The following is an 18,192-nucleotide window of genomic DNA, read 5'->3' as shown; positions in this document are numbered from 1 at the left end:
GCTTCGGCCCAGCCTACCCGGCGTCAACTGCGACGACGCCGCGCCGAATGTCATTGATAGCGCGCTTGGCGGCGGCCCGTACTTCCGGGTCCGGGGCGGCGTTGCGAACTTGATCCAGTAGGTCGAGCACCTGACGGCACCAGCGTACGAAATCGCCTGCCGACAAAGGAGACCCAGTGCCGATCCCGTCGGCGACGTCCAATGCGGCGGCCAGGTCACCGGTGCGCGCCCAGCGATAGATCACGCTGACAAAACCGTCGTCGGGTTCGCGGCTCGGGGCGATGCGGTGGGTCTGCTCGTCCGCGCGCAACTCCGTGGACAGCCTCAATGTCTGGTTCAGCGCCTGGCGCAGTTTCGGGGTGGGCACATCGGCGCCGAAGGGGGCACTTGAGCCGTCGCCACGCGATTCGTAGAGCACCGCCGAGACCACCGCCGCGAGCTCGGGCGGCTTCAAACCGGCCCAGGCCGCGGTCCGCAGACACTCGGCCACCAAAAGGTCGCTCTCACTGTAGATTCGGGCCAGCAGGCGGCCATCGTCGGTGACCTGGGGATCGGTTGCCGGGCCCGTAATGAACTCACGTTCGGTGAGCAGCCCGACGATCCGGTCGAACGTGCGTGCCAAGGAGTTGGTGGCAGCGGTGACCTTCTTCTCCAGTTGCCCGTTGTCCCGTTCGATACGGAGATAACGTTCGGCCTGACGCATCTGTTCTTCTCGATCGGGGAAGCTGTGGGCGGGATGACGGCGCAACTCCTCCCGCAATGTCGCCAGCTGCGGATCGTGAACCGCGCCCTCCTTGGCGCGGCGCGTGTTGGGAAGCACGAGTTCTGCTGCCGCCGATCGCAGCGCCGAAGCCAGATCGCGTCGAACCCGCGGCTGACGATGCTCGACGCGTTTGGGCAGCGTCATCGACCCGACCGGCGGCGTCGCACCCGAATAGTCGGCCGACGAGATACGGCCCGCCCAGCGATGTTCGGTCAGCACCAGCGGCCGCGGGTCCTCGCTGTCCCGAGCCGATTCCAATACCACCGCGAGGCCGCCGCGGCGACCCTGGGTAATGGTGATGATGTCGCCACGGCGCAGCGCCGCCAGGGCGTCACTGGCGGCCTGGCGGCGCTGCAGCCGGCTCGCGCGGGCCTGCGAACGCTCCAGCTCCGAAATCCGCGCGCGCATCCGGGCATAGTCGAGGATGGGCGCTTCGTGCCCACCGAGTTCGGCGGCGATCTCATCGAGCATCCGCGTGCCCCGCTCAATGCCGCGGACGATCCCGACGACGGATCGGTCGGCTTGATATTGGGCGAAAGACTGCTCAAGCAGCTGGTGGGCCTGTTCTGGACCCAATCGGTGCACCAGGTTGATCGTCATGTTGTAGGACGGGGCAAACGAGCTGCGCAGCGGGAAGGTGCGAGTAGAGGCCAGCCCAGCCACCTCGGACGGCTCCGAGGTTGCGTCGGTGGGATGCCAGAGCACCACCGCGTGGCCTTCCACGTCGATACCGCGTCTGCCCGCCCGGCCGGTCAGCTGCGTGTACTCCCCCGGCGTCAGCGGCACGTGTTGTTCGCCGTTGAACTTCACCAGCCGCTCCAGCACCACGGTGCGGGCCGGCATGTTGATACCGAGGGCCAAGGTTTCGGTGGCGAACACAGCCTTGACCAGACCTGCGGCAAATAACTCCTCCACGGTGTGGCGGAACGCGGGCAACATCCCGGCGTGGTGGGCGGCCAGTCCGCGCAGCAAGCCTTCCCGCCATTCGTAGTAGCCGAGCACCGCCAGGTCGGCGTCGGCGAGATCGCCGCAGCGGTGGTCGATGACTTCGGCGATCCGGGCGCGCTCTGCTTCGGTGGTCAAACGCAGTGGCGAGCGCAGGCACTGAGCGACCGCGGCGTCACAACCCGCCCGGGAGAACACGAAGGTGATCGCCGGCAACAGGCCGGCGGCATCAAGCATGGCGATCACATCCGGCCGCGAGGGTGGCCGATAGAACCGGGGACGGCCCTGCTGTTGACGCGGTGAGCGCCGACGGGGCTGCCAGTCACCCATCCGGTCGGCCTCGCGCCGATGCGCGATGTGGCGCAGCAGGTCGGGGTTGACGTGCGGTTTGTCTTTGGCACCGGTCTCAGCCCGGTAGTCGAACAGATCGAAAAGGCGCTTACCCACCAAGACGTGTTGCCACAGCGGGACCGGCCGGTGCTCGTCGACCACCACCGTCGTATCGCCGCGGACGGTTTGGATCCAGCCACCGAATTCTTCGGCGTTGCTCACCGTCGCCGAGAGGCTGACCAAACGCACCTCCTCGGGCAGATGCAGGATCACCTCCTCCCACACCGGCCCCCGCATCCGGTCGGCGAGGAAATGCACCTCGTCCATCACTACGTACGAAAGTCCTTGCAGCGCAGGCGAATCGGCGTATAGCATGTTGCGCAGCACTTCGGTCGTCATCACCACGACGGGCGCGTCGGCGTTGACGGAGACGTCGCCGGTCAGCAGGCCAATCCTGTCTTTGCCGTAGCGCACCGCGAGGTCGGTGTGTTTCTGATTGCTCAGCGCCTTCAGCGGTGTGGTGTAGAAGCACTTACCTCCGGCGGCCAATGCCAGGTGTACGGCGAATTCGCCGACGACCGTTTTGCCCGCACCGGTGGGCGCGCAGACCAGCACGCCGTGACCGCCCTCCAGCGCGGCGCAGGCTCGATGTTGAAAGTCGTCGAGTGCAAAGGGCAACTCGGCGGCGAACCCGGGCAGCTCGACGAGATCGGTCACGCCGCCGTCTCGTCCCGCGAGGGTGCGCAAAAGTACGTCAATAGCGGCGTGTCAGCGTACCGACCCGCACGCTCGCGGGGGTCGAGGCTAGGTGACGTCGTCATGCGGTCCGCCAATGACGGACGGCGCCGGCACCGGCGCTGGCGGATCGATGACCGACGCCTCATCGTCCGGTATCGCGATGGCTTCACGCTTGGCTTTTCGCCTGTCGTGGATGCGGGCGATCTGAATGGCGAACTCCAGCAATACCGTCAACGCCATGCCCAGTGCTGTCATCGAAAACGGATCGGAACCCGGCGTGAACACCGCCGCGAACACGAACATCCCGAAGATCAGACCACGCCGCCACGACTTGAGCCGCTCATAGGTCAGGACGCCGATCATGTTGAGCATCACGATCAGCAACGGAAACTCGAAACTGACCCCGAAGACCACCAGCAGATTGATCAGGAAGCCGAAGTACCGATCGCCGGACAGGGCGGTCACCTGCACGTCGCTGCCGACGGTCAACAGAAAGCCCAGCGCCTTGGACAACACCAGGTAGGCCAGCACCGCGCCCGCGACGAACAACAGCGCCGCCGGGATCACGAACGCGATGGCGAAGCGGCGCTCCTTCTTGTACAGACCGGGAGTGATGAAGGCCCACAACTCGTAGAACCACACCGGGCAGGCCAGCACGACCCCAGCCGTCATGCCGACCTTGAGCCGCAGCATGAATTGGTCGAACGGCGCGGTGGCCAACAACCGACACTGCCCGTCCGCGCTGATGTCCGCCCGCGCCGACTGCGGCAGCGAGCAATAGGGGTGCCGCAGCCACTCACCGAGACTCTCCAGCCCGAAGACCGAATGCGAGTACCAGATGAACCCGAAAATCGTGGTGGCCAGGATCGCCGCCATCGAAATCAGCAGCCGGGTGCGCAACTCCGTCAGATGGTCGACCAACGACATGGTCGCGTCAGGATTGACTCGGCTGCGCCTTTGACGCGGATTGAGCCGTTTGAGAAGACCGAAGGCGCGCGCAGAAACCCGGGGACCGTTCACGGCATTCGGTCAGTGATGCCGGGCTACGCCGGCCGCGCCTCGGTGTGACCGGGCTCCGCAGTGGTTGGCGGGTCGACACGCTGCGACTGCACCGGCGTGGGGCTCTCGATGGATGCTTCGGTCTTGTGCTCGTTCTGCATCTCGCGGACCTCGGACTTGAAGATTCGCATTGACTTGCCCAACGAGCGCGCCGCATCGGGGAGCTTCTTGGCACCGAACAGCACGATCACCACCACAGCGAGGATCGCCCAGTGCCACGGACTAAGACTGCCCACTTTGATTACCTCCAGACGTTGACCCGATGGTACCGCAGCCAAGCCCCCTCTCCGGGACAAGCAAGCAGTGCCGGCCGCGCGCGCCGCTGAGAGCAGCGGTATCAGCCCTGGTCAGCCGCCTGGTAGGCCTGTACTGCCGCGACCGCGGCTGCTCGCACCCGCTGGGCCAACGACTCCGGCGCCAGTACTTGCACATCGGAACCAAAGCCCAGCACCAGGCGCGTCATCCAATCTTCAGAGGCATAGGTCATGGCTGCCTCGCAGAAACCGTCGGGTAGCTCGCGCACGTCGCGCATCGGGTAATACTCGAACATCCACGACGCCGACGGGGCTATCCGCAGCGTCGCCGACGGCAGTGCCGGGTCGCCGTCGAAAAGCGAGGTGTCCGGCGGTGCCTGCAACACCGGTTCCGGTGGCATGGCCGGCTCCCCGAGCTCGACGGCGTCGACGATCCGGTCGAAGCGAAACAGCCGGACCCCTTCGGCCTCGCGTGACCACGCTTCCAAATAGCTCTGACCTCCGATCAGCAGCACCCGGATGGGGTCCACGGTCCGGGTGGTCAGCGTGTCATGCGAGGCGGAGTAATAGTCGATGGTCAGCGCGCGCTTGTCGCGCACTGCCGCACGCACCACCGCCGCGGCCCGGTTCTCGATGGGCGCCTGCTCCTCGACGGCGGTCACCGTACCCCCGTTGGAGACGGCGCCGGCTGCGGCCGCGATCTTGACGATGGCGCTGCGCGCCGCCTGCGGATCGACCACGCCCGGAATGTCGCCCATCGCGCGCAGCGCCACCAGCAGCCCGGTGGCCTCGGGCGACGTCAGCTTGAGCGGCCGGTCGATGCCCGCTGAAAATGTCACCTCGATGGTGTCGCCGGAGAACTCGAAATCGATGAGATCACCTGGGTAATAGCCGGGTAATCCGCACATCCACAGCTGGTTGAGGTCCTCCTCCAGCTGTTTGGTGGTGACGCCGAGTTCGGCGGCCGCCTCGGCGCGGGTGATCTTCGGGTTGGCCTGGAAGTACGGCACCATGTTCAGCAGCCGCACCAACCGAGTCGAGACGGGAGTCATGGGGCCGCCTGGGCCCGCAACCGCGCCAACACCTCGTCGCGCAATGACGGCGGCTCCAACACGATGGCGTCGGCGCCATAGCCGGTGATGTCACGCGCTAACCGGTCGCTGGCCACGACGTCCAGCTCGATGACTTCGCCGTCGCGGCCACCGAGCTGCCTGGGTCCCGCCGACCGCCCGGCACGTCGCAGCCCAGTCCCCCGCCCGTCGGCCACCCATACCGCCGCCCGGGTACCGGTCGGTGTCTGCGCGACCGTGCGGGCCACGATCGCGCGCAGATCTACGCCGTCAGGCACGGTGACCGCGCCGGCCGGGCCGATGGGGGTCACCTCGGCGCCGATCCGAGACAGCCGGAAGGTGCGGGTGGCATCACGGTCGCGGTCGTGGCCGACGAGATACCAACGGCCCTTGTCGGTGACCACGCCCCACGGTTCGACGGTTCTGGTGGTGAACGGTTCGGTGCGCGAGGACCGATGCGGAAACTGCACCGCCTGCCGAGAATCGATGGCCGACAACAGGATTCCGAGCACGTCTTCCGAACCACGCAGACCCGGGACGCCGGCCGGCGAGGCGATTGCCACCGGAGTCCCCGAATCGAACGGGTCGACGTCCACGCCGGCCGCCCGCAGCTTGAGCAGGGCGCCTTGGGTCGCGGTTATCAATTCTGGCGACTCCCAGAGTTGGGTGGCCACCGCCACCGCAGCCGCCTCGTCCGGGGTTAGCTCGACGGGAGGCAACGCGTAGGCGTCTCGATTGATGCGGTAACCCTCGGTGGGGTCCAGGTGTGACACCCTGCCGACTTCAAGCGGAATGCCGAGGTCACGCAGCTCGTTCTTGTCGCGCTCGAACATCCGGGAAAACGCTTCGGCGCTGGGACTCTCCGCGTACCCCGCCACGCTGGTCCTGATCTTCTCGGCCGTGATGTAGCCGCGAGTGGACAGCAGCGCGATGACGAGATTTACCAGCCGTTCGACTTTCGAGGTAGGCATTCGCTTGGTTACATGCTCGCGATCAGCCGTTTGACTCTTTCATCGACCGCCCGGAAGGGGTCCTTGCACAACACCGTGCGCTGCGCCTGGTCGTTCAGTTTGAGATGCACCCAGTCGACGGTGAAATCCCGGCCGGCGGCTTGTGCGGCGCTGATGAATTCGCCCCGCAACCTGGCGCGGGTGGTCTGCGGCGGGTGGTCGACGGCCTCGGCTATTTCCTCGTCCGTGGTGACGCGCGACGCCAGGCCCTTGCGCTGCAGCAGATCGAAGACACCGCGCCCACGCTTGATGTCGTGGTAGGCCAGATCGAGTTGCGCGATCTTGGGGTCCGACAGTTCCATGTTGTAGCGGTCCTGATAGCGCTGGAACAGCTTGCGCTTGATCACCCAGTCGATCTCGGTGTCCACCTTTGCGAAATCCTGGCTCTCCACGGCATCGAGCTGGCGGCCCCACAGATCCACGACCTGCTCGATCTGCGCGTTGGGCTCACGAGTCTGCAGATGCTCGACGGCACGGGTGTAGTACTCGCGCTGAATGTCCAGCGCGCTGGCCTGGCGCCCGCCGGCCAACCGGACCGGCCGACGGCCGGTGACGTCGTGGCTGACCTCGCGGATGGCGCGGATCGGGTTGTCCAGCGAAAAGTCGCGGAACGCCACCCCCGATTCGATCATCTCGAGTACCAGCGCCGCGGTGCCCACCTTAAGCATCGTGGTGGTCTCGCACATGTTCGAGTCGCCGACAATGACGTGCAGCCGACGGTACTTCTCGGCGTCGGCATGCGGCTCGTCTCGGGTGTTGATGATGGGGCGGCTGCGGGTGGTGGCCGACGAGACGCCTTCCCAAATGTGTTCAGCGCGTTGGCTCAAGCAGAAAGTGGCCGCCTTCGGAGTCTGCAGCACCTTGCCCGCTCCGCAGATCAACTGGCGAGTGACCAGGAACGGCAGCAGCACGTCGGAAATCCGGGAGAACTCACCGGCCCGCACGATCAGGTAATTCTCGTGGCAGCCGTAAGAGTTGCCCGCTGAATCGGTGTTGTTCTTGAACAGGTAAATGTCGCCGCCGATGCCCTCGTCGGCAAGCCGTTGCTCGGCGTCGATAAGGAGATCTTCGAGCACCCACTCACCGGCCCGGTCATGGGTGACCAGCTGCACCAGGCTGTCGCACTCGGCGGTGGCGTATTCGGGATGACTGCCTACATCGAGGTAGAGGCGGGCCCCGTTACGCAGGAAGACATTGGAGCTGCGACCCCAGGAGACCACCCGGCGGAACAGGTAGCGGGCCACCTCGTCCGGAGAGAGCCGACGATGACCGTGGAAGGTGCAGGTGACACCGAACTCGGTCTCGATGCCCATGATTCGTCGCTGCACATATCGAGAGTACAAGTTGTCCGAGGACCACGGTGAGCAAGCCGCGCCAAGGGGGCGCTAGTCCGAAGACTTTTCGTCGGATTTCGCGGCTTTTTTCTTGCCCTTGGCATCAAGTTCCTGCAGCAGCGTCTCCAGCGCGGTACCGGTGATCCGCCGGAACGCCCGCCGCGGCCGGTTGGCGTCGAGAATGGCGACTTCAAGGCTGCCCACTCCGAGTGCGGGTTGACCGTTGCCCGAGTTCTCCGGAGTGCTCGCCCGCAACGCCTGCACCGCGATCCGTACCGCGTCGGGCAGATCGGCGTTCTCGGCGTAGGACTCCTTGAGCGCGTTGGTAATCGGTTCGGTCGTGCCACCCATCACCACGAAGTGCGGCTCGTCGGCAATCGACCCGTCGTAGGTAATCCGGTAGAGCTCGGGCGGTTTGGTTTCGCCGTAGTGCGCGACTTCGGCCACACACAGTTCGACTTCATAGGGCTTGGCCTGCTCGGTGAAGATGCTGCCCAGTGTTTGCGCGTAGACGTTGGCCAGCTGCCGGCCGGTGACGTCGCGGCGGTCGTAGGCGTAGCCGCGCGTGTCTGCGAACTGAATGCCACCGCGGCGCAGGTTATCGAACTCGTTGAACTTTCCAGCGGCCGCAAAGCCCACCCGGTCGTAGAGTTCGCTGATCTTTTGCAGCGACCGCGACGGATTTTCCGCGACGAACAGCACACCTCCGGCGTAAGCCAGCGCGACCACACTGCGGCCGCGAGCAATGCCCTTGCGCGCGAGCTCGCTGCGCTCGCGCATCGCCTGCTCAGGCGAGATGAAATACGGGAAGCTCACTTTTCACCGCCATCGGGACCGAAAGTGTCTGCCCGCGAACGGCTTTCGATGATCTCGCGGGCGAGTTCGGCTATTCTGCTCTCCGCCACGTCGGCGGCGCCGTCGGCGTCGATGGTGACGGCCGTCGGGTAGATGCCGCGGACCAGGTCCGGCCCGCCGGTGGCTGAGTCGTCGTCAGCGGCGTCGTAAAGCGACTCGACGGCGACCCGCAACGCCGAATCGGCGTCGGTGACGCGCGAGTACAGCTTCTTTATCGACGACTTGGCGAAGATCGACCCCGATCCCACCGACTGGTAGCCCTCTTCTTCGATGTTCCAGCCACCGGCGGCGTCGAACGACACGATGCGACCCGCGGATTCCGGATCGGATGCGTGGATGTCGTAGCCCGCCAGTAGCGGGAGCGCCACCAGCCCCTGCATCGCGGCGGCCAGATTGCCCCGCACCATGATCGCCAGCCGGTTTACCTTGCCGGCGAAGGTGAGCGGTACGCCTTCGAGCTTCTCGTAGTGCTCGAGTTCGACCGCGTACAGCCGGGCGAATTCCACTGCGATGGCTGCGGTACCGGCGATGCCCGTGGCCGTGTAGTCGTCGGTGATGTACACCTTCTGCACATCGCGACCTGCGATCATGTTGCCCTGCGTCGAGCGCCGGTCCCCGGCGATGACGACACCGCCGGGGTATTTCAGGGCCACGATCGTGGTGCCGTGCGGCAGCTGGTCACCGGCGGATTGGACGCCACCGCTGAGGCTTGCGGGCAGCAAATCCGGTGCCTGACGGCGCAGAAAGTCAGCGAAAGATGACAGGTCTACGGCGGGCTGATTGGTTGACAGGCGATCGGGGAACGGCCAGATCACTGTCCGCCCTTTTGGACGTACGCGCGGACGAAGTCCTCAGCGTTTTCCTCAAGGACATCGTCGATCTCGTCGAGCAGGTCGTCGGTTTCCTCGGTCAGCTTTTCGCGACGCTCCTGGCCCGCGGCCGTGGTACCGGTGAGGTCGTCCTCGTCTCCACCGCCACCGCCACGTTTGGTTTGCTCCTGAGCCATCGCCGCCTCCTGGTTCGTCGCGGGCCGCGGGTACGTGTCCATCCGCCCGTTGGCTTTTCTCCACCCTACCGGTCAACACTGACGTTTCCCGGCTTATAGCCCTTAACTGGTTAGTTGTTCTACCAGTTCCACTGCGCTGTCCACCGAGTCCAATAGCGCTCCGACATGTGCCTTGCTGCCGCGCAGCGGCTCGAGCGTTGGGATGCGAACGAGCGAATCGCCACCCAGGTCGAAAATCACCGAGTCCCAACTGGCCGCGGCGATGTCGGCGCCGAACCGGCGCAAGCACTCGCCGCGGAAGTATGCGCGAGTGTCCGTCGGCGGATTATCCACCGCCTCAAGCACCTGGTGCTCGGTCACCAGACGCTTCATCGAGCCCCGCGCGACCAAGCGGTTGTAGAGGCCTTTGTCCAGCCGGACATCGGAGTACTGCAGGTCAACGAGGTGCAGCCGGGGCGCCGACCAGCTCAGGTTCTCCCGGTGCCGGAAACCCTCGAGCAATCGCAGCTTGGCCGGCCAGTCCAGCAATTCGGCGCAGTCCATCGGATCACGCTCGAGTTGGTCGAGCACATGGGCCCAGGTTTCCACGATGTGAGCGGCGCGGGGGTCGGGGTCGCGGCTGTCGACCAGCTTGGCCACCCGGTCGAGGTAGATCCGTTGCAGCGCAAGGCCGGTCAGCTCGCGTCCGTCGACCAGGGCCACGGTCTGGCGCAGCGAGGGATCGCGGCTGATCGCGTGCACCGCGTGTACCGGGCGGGCCAGGGCCAGATCGGTCAGATCGATGCCCTCTTCGATCAGGTCGAGCACCAGGGCGGTGGTGCCGAGCTTGAGGTAGGTCGACGTCTCGGCAAGGTTGGCGTCGCCGATGATGACGTGCAGCCGGCGGTACCGGTCGGCGTCGGCGTGCGGTTCGTCGCGAGTGTTGATGATGCCGCGTTTGAGAGTGGTTTCCAGGCCGACCTCGACCTCGATGTAGTCGGAGCGCTGGGACAGTTGGAAGCCCGGTTCATCACCGGAGGGCCCGATGCCGACGCGCCCGGAGCCGGTCACCACTTGCCGGGAAACGAAGAACGGCGTCAGGCCGGCGATGATGGCCGAAAACGGCGTCTGGCGGCTCATCAGGTAGTTCTCGTGGGCCCCGTATGAGGCGCCCTTGCCGTCGACGTTGTTCTTGTAGAGCTGCAGTTTCGCGGCTCCGGGAACGCTGGCGACGTGCCGGGCGGCCGCCTCCATCACCCGTTCGCCGGCCTTATCCCAGATCACCGCGTCAAGGGGGTCGGTGCACTCCGGCGCGGAGTATTCCGGGTGGGCATGGTCGACGTAGAGGCGCGCGCCGTTGGTCAGGATCATGTTCGCCGCGCCGACCTCGTCGGCGTCGACCACCGGCGGTGGGCCGGCCGAGCGGCTCAGGTCGAAGCCGCGGGCATCTCGCAGCGGCGATTCCACCTCGTAATCCCAGCGGGTGCGCTTGGCGCGCTGAATGCCGGCGGCGGCGGCGTAGGCGAGCACTGCCTGCGTCGAGGTGAGGATCGGGTTGGCGGTCGGGTCCGACGGCGATGAGATGCCGTACTCAACCTCCGTTCCGATAATCCGTTGCATGCGGTAAAGCCTAGGCGTGGCGACGATGCGGCCGCGTAGCGGCCGAGGAGGAGGCGCGCAATGCGCGCTAGGCGTGGCGACGATGCGGCCGCGTAGCGGCCGAGGAGGAGGCGCGCAATCCGCGCTAGGCGTGGCGATAATGCGTGCGCGTAGCGGTGCGTGGCCGACGCGGACAATCGAGTGTGCAGTGGTGGCCTCGGGTGTGCTTGTAGGGCGGAAATTCTCGGCAGATCCCGCCCTGGCTACACAGCTGTAGCCGTCAGCTCGGCCCCTAAATGCGCCAGACCGCCACTAGGGTAATTCGGGATGAGCCTTTCCCTGCGCCGGGCGCCAGCAGCCGCGGACTCCCCGAGGGCTGCGGCTGAAGCGTGGTTCCTGCATCGCGGCCTCCCGTCGGTGCTGACTAAGCGAGCCCGCTGGCGACGGCTGTGGCCCCGGTCGGCGCCTGCCCTGGCCGCGTACGCGACGCTGCATTGCTGGATGTTGCCGATCCTGCTGATCACCCACGGCGACGAGGTCATCATCGACGGATCGCCCAGTCCGCGAGAGTGGGCGATCCTGGGTCTGGTCGGCGTCGCGCCGGCACTGATCATGTTGGTCGGCTGGCTGGTGTCGCGGCTATCGGACAGCCGGACGCGTTCGCTCGCGGCAACGGTCGCAATGAGCATCGTGGCGATCATCATCGTCGTCGAAACGTCCGTATCCCACCTGCCGGATGCGGCGTTCGTCGCCGTCGCGGTACTGCTGCTCACCGCCAGCGGTATCGGGTCGGTGGTCGGCTGGTCGGTGCGCATGGTGCTGTCGCATTTGGCGACGATTGGGGCGCTGGCGATCCGGGCCCTGCCGGTCGTTCTGCTGACCACCTTGGTGTTCTTCAATGGCAATGTCTGGCTGATGTCCGCGACGATCAGCGGCGAACGCCTAGCGTTGGCGGTGCTGTTTTTGACAAGCATCGCCGCCGCATTTGTCGTTTCGGCCACGGTGGAGCGGGTCAAGCCGATGCTGCGGTCACCGACAGCGGTACCCATGGACTGTGAAGAGCTGACCGACACGCCCTTTGCTGCGATACCCGATCCGCCCAACAGCCCACCGCTCACCAGAACCGAGCGGGCCAACGTCGTTTTCGTCCTCGCCGCATCCCAGTTGGCGCAGATCGCGGTGGTCGCGGCACTCACCGCCGCGATTTACGTCATTCTCGGGCTGATCGTGCTCAGTCCGGCGCTGCTCAAAGAATGGGCACACACGGAATCGGGCACCTCGACACTGCTGGGCCTGACGGTTCCGGTGCCCGATTCGCTGGTACACCTGTGTCTGTTCCTCGGCGCGTTGACATTCATGTACATCAGCGCCCGCGCGGCGGGCGACGCCGACTATCGGTCGACCTTCGTCGACCCGCTGATCCACGATCTGCACAACACGCTGATCGCGCGCAACCGTTACCGCGGCAACATCGCCGCGGGTCGTGTTGACGCCGCTGAGCGGAGTGATTAACTTCACCCTGGTGCCGGCCAAACATGCCCGCGAAGAAGAAGTCACCGACATCTCCGGGAAGCGCTATGGGGAGGTCCTTCTCGTAACCCCAGGCGAGGCCGGACCTCAGGCCAGCGTCTACAACAGCTTCCCGCTCAACGATTGCCCCGCCGAACTGTGGTCTGCGCTGGACGCGCAAGCACTCGCGACGGAACACGGCGCGGCGGGTGCCCTGCTCAACGGCCCGCGCTACTGGCTGATGAACGCCATTGAGAAAGCCCCTCAGGGGCCGGCGATCACGAAGAACTTCGGCGGCATCGAAATGCTCTTGCAGGCCACCGTGCTGCTGTCGTCGATGAACCCGGCGCCCTACACCGTCAACCAGGTGAGCCGTAACACGGTCTTCGTCTTCAACGAGGGCGAAGAGGTCTATGAACTGCAGGACCCCAGGGGGCAGCGCTGGGTAATGCAGACCTGGAGCCAGGTGGTGGATCCCAACCTATCCCGAGCCGACCTGCCTAAGCTGGCAGACCGGCTCAAGCTTCCCGACGGGTGGTCCTATCACTCGCGTGTGCTGCCCAGTGAGCTCAGGATCGACACCACGACACGGGCTGCCCAAGTCCTTCAGGACGACCTGACGAACAGCTATTCGCTGGCGAGTGCCTAACCCAAGCGGTTCGGCAGCCAACTCCGGTGACGAACGGCGGCCTTTCGGGCGGCTTTGGCAAGCGCCTTATCCGGCAAGTGCTGACCTAGCGCGTCGAGCACGACCGCGGTCTCGGCCGCGGGATGGCGCCACATGTTTTCGAGCACCTGCAGCGGCTCGGACAAGCTAGCGAAGAAGCTACATAGTCCTTCCGGGTCAGCCACATCACTCGCGAGCACATCGACGAGTACCGCGATGTCGACGAAGCTGGCGAGGGTCTCGGGAGCCGCGCATCCTCGCTGTATCAACCACAACGCCGCATGGCCGGCGACCGGCGTGTCCAACAGCTGCCGGACAAACGGTTCGGCTTCCTCGATGTCGAACATGTGCAGCGCGGTAAATCCCATCATCCGGCCGGCGGCGCTGGAGGCCGCCACGATGGCCTCGCTGAGCATCCGCACCCGCTCGATGGCAGCACGGCCAGGCTGCCAGTTCGCGACCAAATCGCCATGTCCGGTGTCAGCCGTCGTCAACATCGCGTCGATCAAGGCTGCACCATCGGCATTTTGGACGTCGCCGACGCGACGCAGCACATATCCGGCGTTATCGAGATAGTCCGGCAGGACATGACGGCCGAAGGCGGTCAGCGCCACAGTGCCGGCAGTCCAGTGGCTGCGCCCGAACCGCTTCGGTACCTCCTGTCGGTCAGTCCATCGCACTACGCCGGCCTCCTCGAGGATCTCAAAGATAGAGCTCATGTTCTCGTCGGTAAATTTGTCGAGCATGTCCTCATCCGCCCAGTAGGGGTTTAAGTGCCGGCTTAGTACGGATTGCGCCCACTCGATGAAGGACTCGAACGGCAGCTCAGTGTTGTCGTGCGCGAGCAGCGGAGCCAACCAATGCACGATCCCGTCGTCGAGCAATTCGTGAAGTTCGTTGAAATACATGACCCGGCTGGAAGACTGCGACTGCGACGGACCCAGCTCGACGACCGCCGCAAAGAGTGCCTCCGCACGGGCGACCGCTGACCGCGCCCGCCAAGCCTTAACCGGAACCAAACGACGTTGATGCATCCGCACCGCTCCGGCTTCCTTGGCAAAGGCGACGATGAGGTTCAGCCGCCGCAGGCACGCGGTTGTGCGCTTGCGCGATGTTTTGTCGCCGATGTTGACATCCATCTCGTCGCCCGTGCCAAGGAGCTCAACCAGCGCACGGCCGTCGGCCAACTTGAGGTTCCCCGCCTCCGTCACCTGCTTGCCGTCTGGCCCCAAATAGTCGCGCAAGGCATCGAATTTCGCCAGCAACGGCGCGGCGGCCGCGGCGGCCTCCACGTCCGCAGCCCTCGGCGGGACGTAGACGAACGGCAACTCGTATGACTCGACGGTGTCCGAGTCACCACCGCCGGCAGTGGGGCTGCGCATCTCTTCGCGCACGCTCGGGACGAGGTCGGCGGCCAGGCGCCTCAGTCGGTTGGCGCGGTCGATACCCCCGACCAGACGTCCGCTGGCTGCCATGAAGTCGACGTAGACACCCACTGCGCTGCAGAGAAATTCGGCGCCATCCACCTGCCCCGCGAAGCGGCGCGGACACCAATCGAGCAGAAACTGCGTGATGTCGCCGGGACCGAAATCGTCGAGAACACCGCTGGATTCGTGATACCGCCAGTCCAGGAATATCTCGACGTCGGTGACCACTCCGGCCCGTTCGGGCGGGGGTCGATCCAGCCAACCGTCAAGCTCGTCAAGCAGCGCGACGCGCGCCGCGTTATAGGCGTCGTCGTCGCCGGGATCGAATTGAAGGCGCACCCTTGGGACGCTAGTCGGGGGTACCGACAAACTACCTACAGGTACTGACCCAGGTTCGACTCGGTGTCAATGGCTCGCGACGCGCTCGACGACTTGCCGGTGACCAAGGTGCGAATGTAGACGATCCGCTCCCCCTTCTTGCCCGAGATCCTTGCCCAGTCATCGGGATTGGTGGTGTTGGGCAGGTCCTCGTTCTCAGCGAACTCGTCGACGATCGAGTCGAGCAGGTGCTGAATGCGCAGACCCGGCTGCCCGGTCTCCAGCACCGACTTGATCGCGTTCTTCTTAGCCCGGTCGACGACGTTTTGGATCATGGCCCCGGAGTTGAAGTCTTTGAAGTACATGACTTCCTTGTCACCGTTGGCGTAGGTGACCTCCAGGAACCGGTTGTCGTCGATCTCGGCGTACATCCGGTCGACCACCTTCTCGATCATTGCCTTGATGCAGGCCGTTCGGTCACCATCGAACTCGGCAAGGTCGTCGGCGTGCACCGGCAGCGACTCGGTCAGGTACTTCGAGTAGATGTCCTGGGCCGCCTCGGCGTCGGGCCGCTCGATCTTGATCTTCACGTCCAAGCGCCCGGGGCGCAGGATGGCCGGGTCGATCATGTCCTCGCGGTTGGACGCGCCGATCACGATGACGTTCTCCAGTCCCTCGACGCCGTCGATCTCGCTGAGGAGCTGGGGGACGACCGTGGTCTCGACGTCCGAGGAGACCCCGGTGCCACGGGTGCGGAAGATCGAGTCCATCTCGTCGAAGAAAACGATCACCGGCGTGCCTTCGGACGCCTTTTCGCGCGCCCGCTGGAAGATCAACCGGATGTGACGCTCGGTCTCGCCTACGAACTTGTTCAGCAGTTCGGGGCCCTTGATATTGAGGAAGTACGACTTGGCCTCACGCGAGTCGTCGCCGCGAACCTCAGCCATCTTCTTGGCCAACGAGTTGGCCACCGCCTTGGCGATTAGCGTCTTGCCGCAGCCGGGCGGACCGTACAGCAGCACGCCCTTGGGCGGGCGAAGCGCGTACTCGCGATAGAGCTCCTTGTGCAGGAACGGCAGCTCGACGGCGTCGCGGATCTGCTCGATCTGTCGGGTGAGGCCGCCAATGTCTTCGTAGCTGACGTCGGGCACCTCTTCGAGCACCAGGTCTTCGACTTCGGCCTTGGGAATGCGCTCGAAGGCGTAGCCGGCTTTGGTGTCGACCAGCAGTGAGTCGCCCGGGCGCAACTTGCGCGGACGGGTGTCGTCGTTGAGGGCGTCGGGGTGCCCTTCGGGAAGGTCCTCGGCGACCAGCGGTTCGGCCAGCCACACGATGCGCTCCTCGTCGGCGTGGCCGACGACAAGGGCTCGGTGACCGTCGGCGAGAACCTCACGCAGCGTAGAGATCTCGCCGACCGATTCGAAGGTTCCCGCCTCGACGACGGTCAGGGCTTCGTTGAGCCGGACCGTCTGCCCTTTCCGGAGGGATTTGGTGTCGATGTTGGGCGAGCACGTGAGGCGCATCTTGCGGCCCGAGGTGAACACGTCGACGGTTTCGTCGTCGTGAGCCGACAGTAGGACGCCGTAGCCGCTGGGCGGCTGCCCCAGCCGGTCGACTTCCTCACGCAGTGCCAGCAGTTGCTGGCGGGCTTCTTTAAGAGTTTCCATTAATTTGGAATTACGGGCCGCAAGCGAGTCGATCCGGGCTTCGAGTTGGTGGACATCCCGCGCAGCGCGCGCCGGGTTGTTCTGTCCGGCGGCGTTCTCCAGTTGCTCGCGCAGCACCGCTGCTTCACGCCGCAGCTGTTCGAGTTCGGCAGCATCTTCGCTGGACAGGGGGATATCGCGGGGGGTCTTGAATGCTTCAGAACGCTCTGATTCACCCATGTTGCGCTCCTTTCCCGCACCAGGAATGGCGTGGCGGATACTTCAACGCTACCGGCGATTGCCGCTTGATGTGCGGAGTCAAATGCGTCGAAACGCTGATGAAAAGTAACAACTTGGGTCTCGCTGGTAATCTCAGCTTCCGATCGAGCCGAGCGAAAGGATCGCGGTGACTGCGAAATCCCTAGCCACGGGCATGGAAGCCGTCGCGATGACCGGTCCCGGAGCGGCCAGTGTGACTTCGATTGCAATCGCCCACCGCTCGTAGCCGCTGGATGCACCGAATCGTTTGCGTGCCCCTCTTAACCGCCATCGTCACGGCGGTGCTGAGCCTCGTGGGCTGTTCGCAAAACGATCACAAAAAATCCCCTGCCGCCGAACCGTCGGTGCCGCCCGCTACGTCCAGCGTGGTGCCGGCGCGGCCGACCGGTCCGCTGCCCGCGCCCGAAGCACTGACCGACGTGTTGTCACGACTCGCCGACCCGGGCGTCCCGGGAGCCAACAAGCTGAACCTCGTCGAGGGCTCCACTCCTGAGACGGCCGCCGCGCTGGACCGGTTCACCACCGCCGCACGCGATGGCGGCTATCTGCCCATGACGTTTGCGGCCAACAACCTTGCCTGGTCGGACCGGAATCCGTCCGACGTGATGGCCACCGTCGTCGTCACCACCGCCCAACCGAACAACCGCCAGTTCACCTTTCCGATGGAGTTCACTCCCGCCCAGGGCGGCTGGCAGCTGTCCAGGCGAACCGCGGAAATGCTGCTGGCGCTACAAAACTCACGGAACTCGACACCGCCATCCACTCCAGTTCCGGCGCCGGCTCCGGAGCCCGGTCCCGCCCCAGCGCCGGAACCGAGCCCCTCGGAAACCCCGGCGCCGGCGCCCGCTCCTCCGGGCTGAGGCCACAGATGTGGATCGGCTGGCTTGAATTCGACGTGTTGCTGGGCGACGTGCGATCACTCAAGCAGAAGCGGTCGGTGATCCGTCCTGTCGTCGCGGAGCTGCAACGCAAGCTCAGCGTCGCTGCTGCCGAGACCGGCGCACAGGACTTATACCGACGCGCGGGCATCGGCGTGGCCGTGGTCTCCGGCGAGCGCGCGCACGCCGTCGATGTGCTCGACGCCGCCGAGCGCCTCGTCGCCGCGCACCCCGAGTTCGAGTTGCTGTCAGTGCGCCGGGGCCTGCACCGCAGCGACGACTAGCCGACGTCCACTACAGCCGGAAATTGACGTGCACGCAACCGCACGGCGGGTGCTACGACCCGTCTGCGCCTTTCTGTCCGAACAGCAGCCCCCCGGCGCCTCCAAAGCCTCGGGTGCCGGCGATACCGTCGGCACTGCCGCCGGCGCCGGCACCGCCAGAGCCGGCGTTGCCGCCGTTACCGCCGACGCCGACGAGCGCGCCGGCGTTCCCGCCATTGCTGCCGTTTCCGCCGTCTCCACCG

Annotated in this window: 16 protein-coding genes and 1 pseudogene; 4 read left to right on the top strand and 13 right to left on the bottom strand. The window is 65.4% G+C overall.

Annotated elements, in window-relative coordinates; all coding sequences use genetic code 11:
- Positions 1–13: 13 nt before the first annotated feature.
- The 10 genes from AWC27_RS14470 to dop form a co-directional block, all read right to left on the bottom strand.
- Positions 14–2,755, bottom strand: a complete 2,742-nt coding sequence (locus AWC27_RS14470) for a DEAD/DEAH box helicase (protein ID WP_085671158.1) — start codon at positions 2,753–2,755, stop codon at positions 14–16.
- Positions 2,756–2,842: 87 nt separating this feature from the next.
- Positions 2,843–3,703: a twin-arginine translocase subunit TatC gene (gene tatC, locus AWC27_RS14465; RefSeq protein ID WP_085671121.1), complete on the bottom strand. Its 861-nt coding sequence runs from the start codon at positions 3,701–3,703 to the stop codon at positions 2,843–2,845.
- Between the two features lie 116 nt (positions 3,704–3,819).
- Positions 3,820–4,071 carry a Sec-independent protein translocase subunit TatA gene (gene tatA / locus AWC27_RS14460; protein WP_083115492.1) on the bottom strand — a complete coding sequence of 84 codons (252 nt, stop codon included), beginning with the start codon at positions 4,069–4,071 and terminating at the stop codon, positions 3,820–3,822.
- Positions 4,072–4,172: 101 nt separating this feature from the next.
- Positions 4,173–5,141, bottom strand: coding sequence for a helix-turn-helix transcriptional regulator (locus AWC27_RS14455; protein WP_085671120.1), 969 nt, complete (start codon positions 5,139–5,141; stop codon positions 4,173–4,175).
- Positions 5,138–6,130 (bottom strand): helix-turn-helix transcriptional regulator, encoded by a 993-nt coding sequence (locus AWC27_RS14450; protein ID WP_085671119.1) that lies wholly within the window; start codon positions 6,128–6,130, stop codon positions 5,138–5,140. Before AWC27_RS14450 ends, AWC27_RS14455 begins: the two co-directional genes overlap by 4 nt.
- Before the next feature lie 8 nt (positions 6,131–6,138).
- Positions 6,139–7,497: a Pup--protein ligase gene (gene pafA / locus AWC27_RS14445; RefSeq protein WP_139801853.1), complete on the bottom strand. Its 1,359-nt coding sequence runs from the start codon at positions 7,495–7,497 to the stop codon at positions 6,139–6,141.
- 57 nt (positions 7,498–7,554) lie between these two features.
- Positions 7,555–8,319, bottom strand: a complete 765-nt coding sequence (gene prcA, locus AWC27_RS14440) for a proteasome subunit alpha (RefSeq protein WP_085671118.1) — start codon at positions 8,317–8,319, stop codon at positions 7,555–7,557.
- Entirely contained in the window at positions 8,316–9,173 is an 858-nt protein-coding gene (prcB, locus tag AWC27_RS14435) for a proteasome subunit beta (protein WP_085671117.1), read from the bottom strand. The genes prcA and prcB overlap by 4 nt, the downstream gene beginning before the upstream one ends.
- Positions 9,170–9,364 carry a ubiquitin-like protein Pup gene (locus AWC27_RS14430; protein WP_085671157.1) on the bottom strand — a complete coding sequence of 65 codons (195 nt, stop codon included), beginning with the start codon at positions 9,362–9,364 and terminating at the stop codon, positions 9,170–9,172. Before AWC27_RS14430 ends, prcB begins: the two co-directional genes overlap by 4 nt.
- Positions 9,365–9,466: 102 nt before the next feature.
- The gene (gene dop / locus AWC27_RS14425; RefSeq protein ID WP_211281632.1) at positions 9,467–10,963 is read right to left on the bottom strand and encodes a pup deamidase/depupylase; all 1,497 of its coding nucleotides are present in this window, start codon (positions 10,961–10,963) and stop codon (positions 9,467–9,469) included.
- A 306-nt stretch (positions 10,964–11,269) separates the two neighbouring features.
- On the opposite strand from dop, the gene AWC27_RS14420 reads away from it, so the two are divergent.
- Both AWC27_RS14420 and AWC27_RS14415 read left to right on the top strand, forming a co-directional pair.
- On the top strand, positions 11,270–12,454 hold the full coding sequence (locus AWC27_RS14420) for a hypothetical protein (protein ID WP_211281631.1): 1,185 nt from the start codon (positions 11,270–11,272) through the stop codon (positions 12,452–12,454).
- A 10-nt stretch (positions 12,455–12,464) separates the two neighbouring features.
- The gene (locus tag AWC27_RS14415) at positions 12,465–13,100 is read left to right on the top strand and encodes a hypothetical protein (RefSeq protein WP_085671155.1); all 636 of its coding nucleotides are present in this window, start codon (positions 12,465–12,467) and stop codon (positions 13,098–13,100) included.
- Here the strand turns inward: AWC27_RS14415 and AWC27_RS14410 are convergent.
- Together AWC27_RS14410 and arc are read right to left on the bottom strand one after the other, a co-directional pair.
- Positions 13,097–14,884 (bottom strand): hypothetical protein, encoded by a 1,788-nt coding sequence (locus AWC27_RS14410; RefSeq protein ID WP_085671115.1) that lies wholly within the window; start codon positions 14,882–14,884, stop codon positions 13,097–13,099. The two genes, AWC27_RS14415 and AWC27_RS14410, sit on opposite strands and share 4 nt — an antisense overlap.
- A gap of 35 nt (positions 14,885–14,919) precedes the next feature.
- Complete coding sequence (arc, locus tag AWC27_RS14405; RefSeq protein ID WP_085671114.1) at positions 14,920–16,749, bottom strand: proteasome ATPase; 1,830 nt, start codon at positions 16,747–16,749, stop codon at positions 14,920–14,922.
- A gap of 272 nt (positions 16,750–17,021) precedes the next feature.
- On the opposite strand from arc, the gene lppK reads away from it, so the two are divergent.
- Together lppK and AWC27_RS14395 are read left to right on the top strand one after the other, a co-directional pair.
- Positions 17,022–17,648, top strand: coding sequence for a lipoprotein LppK (gene lppK, locus AWC27_RS14400; protein ID WP_085671113.1), 627 nt, complete (start codon positions 17,022–17,024; stop codon positions 17,646–17,648).
- An 8-nt stretch (positions 17,649–17,656) separates the two neighbouring features.
- Positions 17,657–17,950 carry a DUF503 domain-containing protein gene (locus AWC27_RS14395; RefSeq protein WP_085671112.1) on the top strand — a complete coding sequence of 98 codons (294 nt, stop codon included), beginning with the start codon at positions 17,657–17,659 and terminating at the stop codon, positions 17,948–17,950.
- A gap of 52 nt (positions 17,951–18,002) precedes the next feature.
- Here AWC27_RS14395 and AWC27_RS31130 read toward each other — a convergent pair.
- Positions 18,003–18,192, bottom strand: a pseudogene (locus tag AWC27_RS31130) (hypothetical protein); the annotation flags it as partial.

The organism is Mycobacterium szulgai (assembly GCF_002116635.1).
GTDB lineage: Bacteria > Actinomycetota > Actinomycetes > Mycobacteriales > Mycobacteriaceae > Mycobacterium > Mycobacterium szulgai.
Note: the sequence above shows the minus strand (reverse complement) of the source record. Positions and strands in the feature narration are given on the sequence as shown.

What these genes read in the sequence shown, in the direction of transcription:
- AWC27_RS14420 (WP_211281631.1), top strand. Translation starts at nt 11,270, where the DNA reads ATGAGCCTTTCCCTGCGCCGGGCGCCAGCAGCCGCGGACTCCCCGAGG.
- AWC27_RS14455 (WP_085671120.1), bottom strand. Translation starts at nt 5,141, where the DNA reads ATGACTCCCGTCTCGACTCGGTTGGTGCGGCTGCTGAACATGGTGCCG.
- AWC27_RS14450 (WP_085671119.1), bottom strand. Translation starts at nt 6,130, where the DNA reads ATGCCTACCTCGAAAGTCGAACGGCTGGTAAATCTCGTCATCGCGCTG.
- tatC (WP_085671121.1), bottom strand. Translation starts at nt 3,703, where the DNA reads ATGTCGTTGGTCGACCATCTGACGGAGTTGCGCACCCGGCTGCTGATT.
- arc (WP_085671114.1), bottom strand. Translation starts at nt 16,749, where the DNA reads ATGGGTGAATCAGAGCGTTCTGAAGCATTCAAGACCCCCCGCGATATC.
- dop (WP_211281632.1), bottom strand. Translation starts at nt 10,963, where the DNA reads ATGCAACGGATTATCGGAACGGAGGTTGAGTACGGCATCTCATCGCCG.
- AWC27_RS14395 (WP_085671112.1), top strand. Translation starts at nt 17,657, where the DNA reads ATGTGGATCGGCTGGCTTGAATTCGACGTGTTGCTGGGCGACGTGCGA.
- lppK (WP_085671113.1), top strand. Translation starts at nt 17,022, where the DNA reads ATGCACCGAATCGTTTGCGTGCCCCTCTTAACCGCCATCGTCACGGCG.
- AWC27_RS14430 (WP_085671157.1), bottom strand. Translation starts at nt 9,364, where the DNA reads ATGGCTCAGGAGCAAACCAAACGTGGCGGTGGCGGTGGAGACGAGGAC.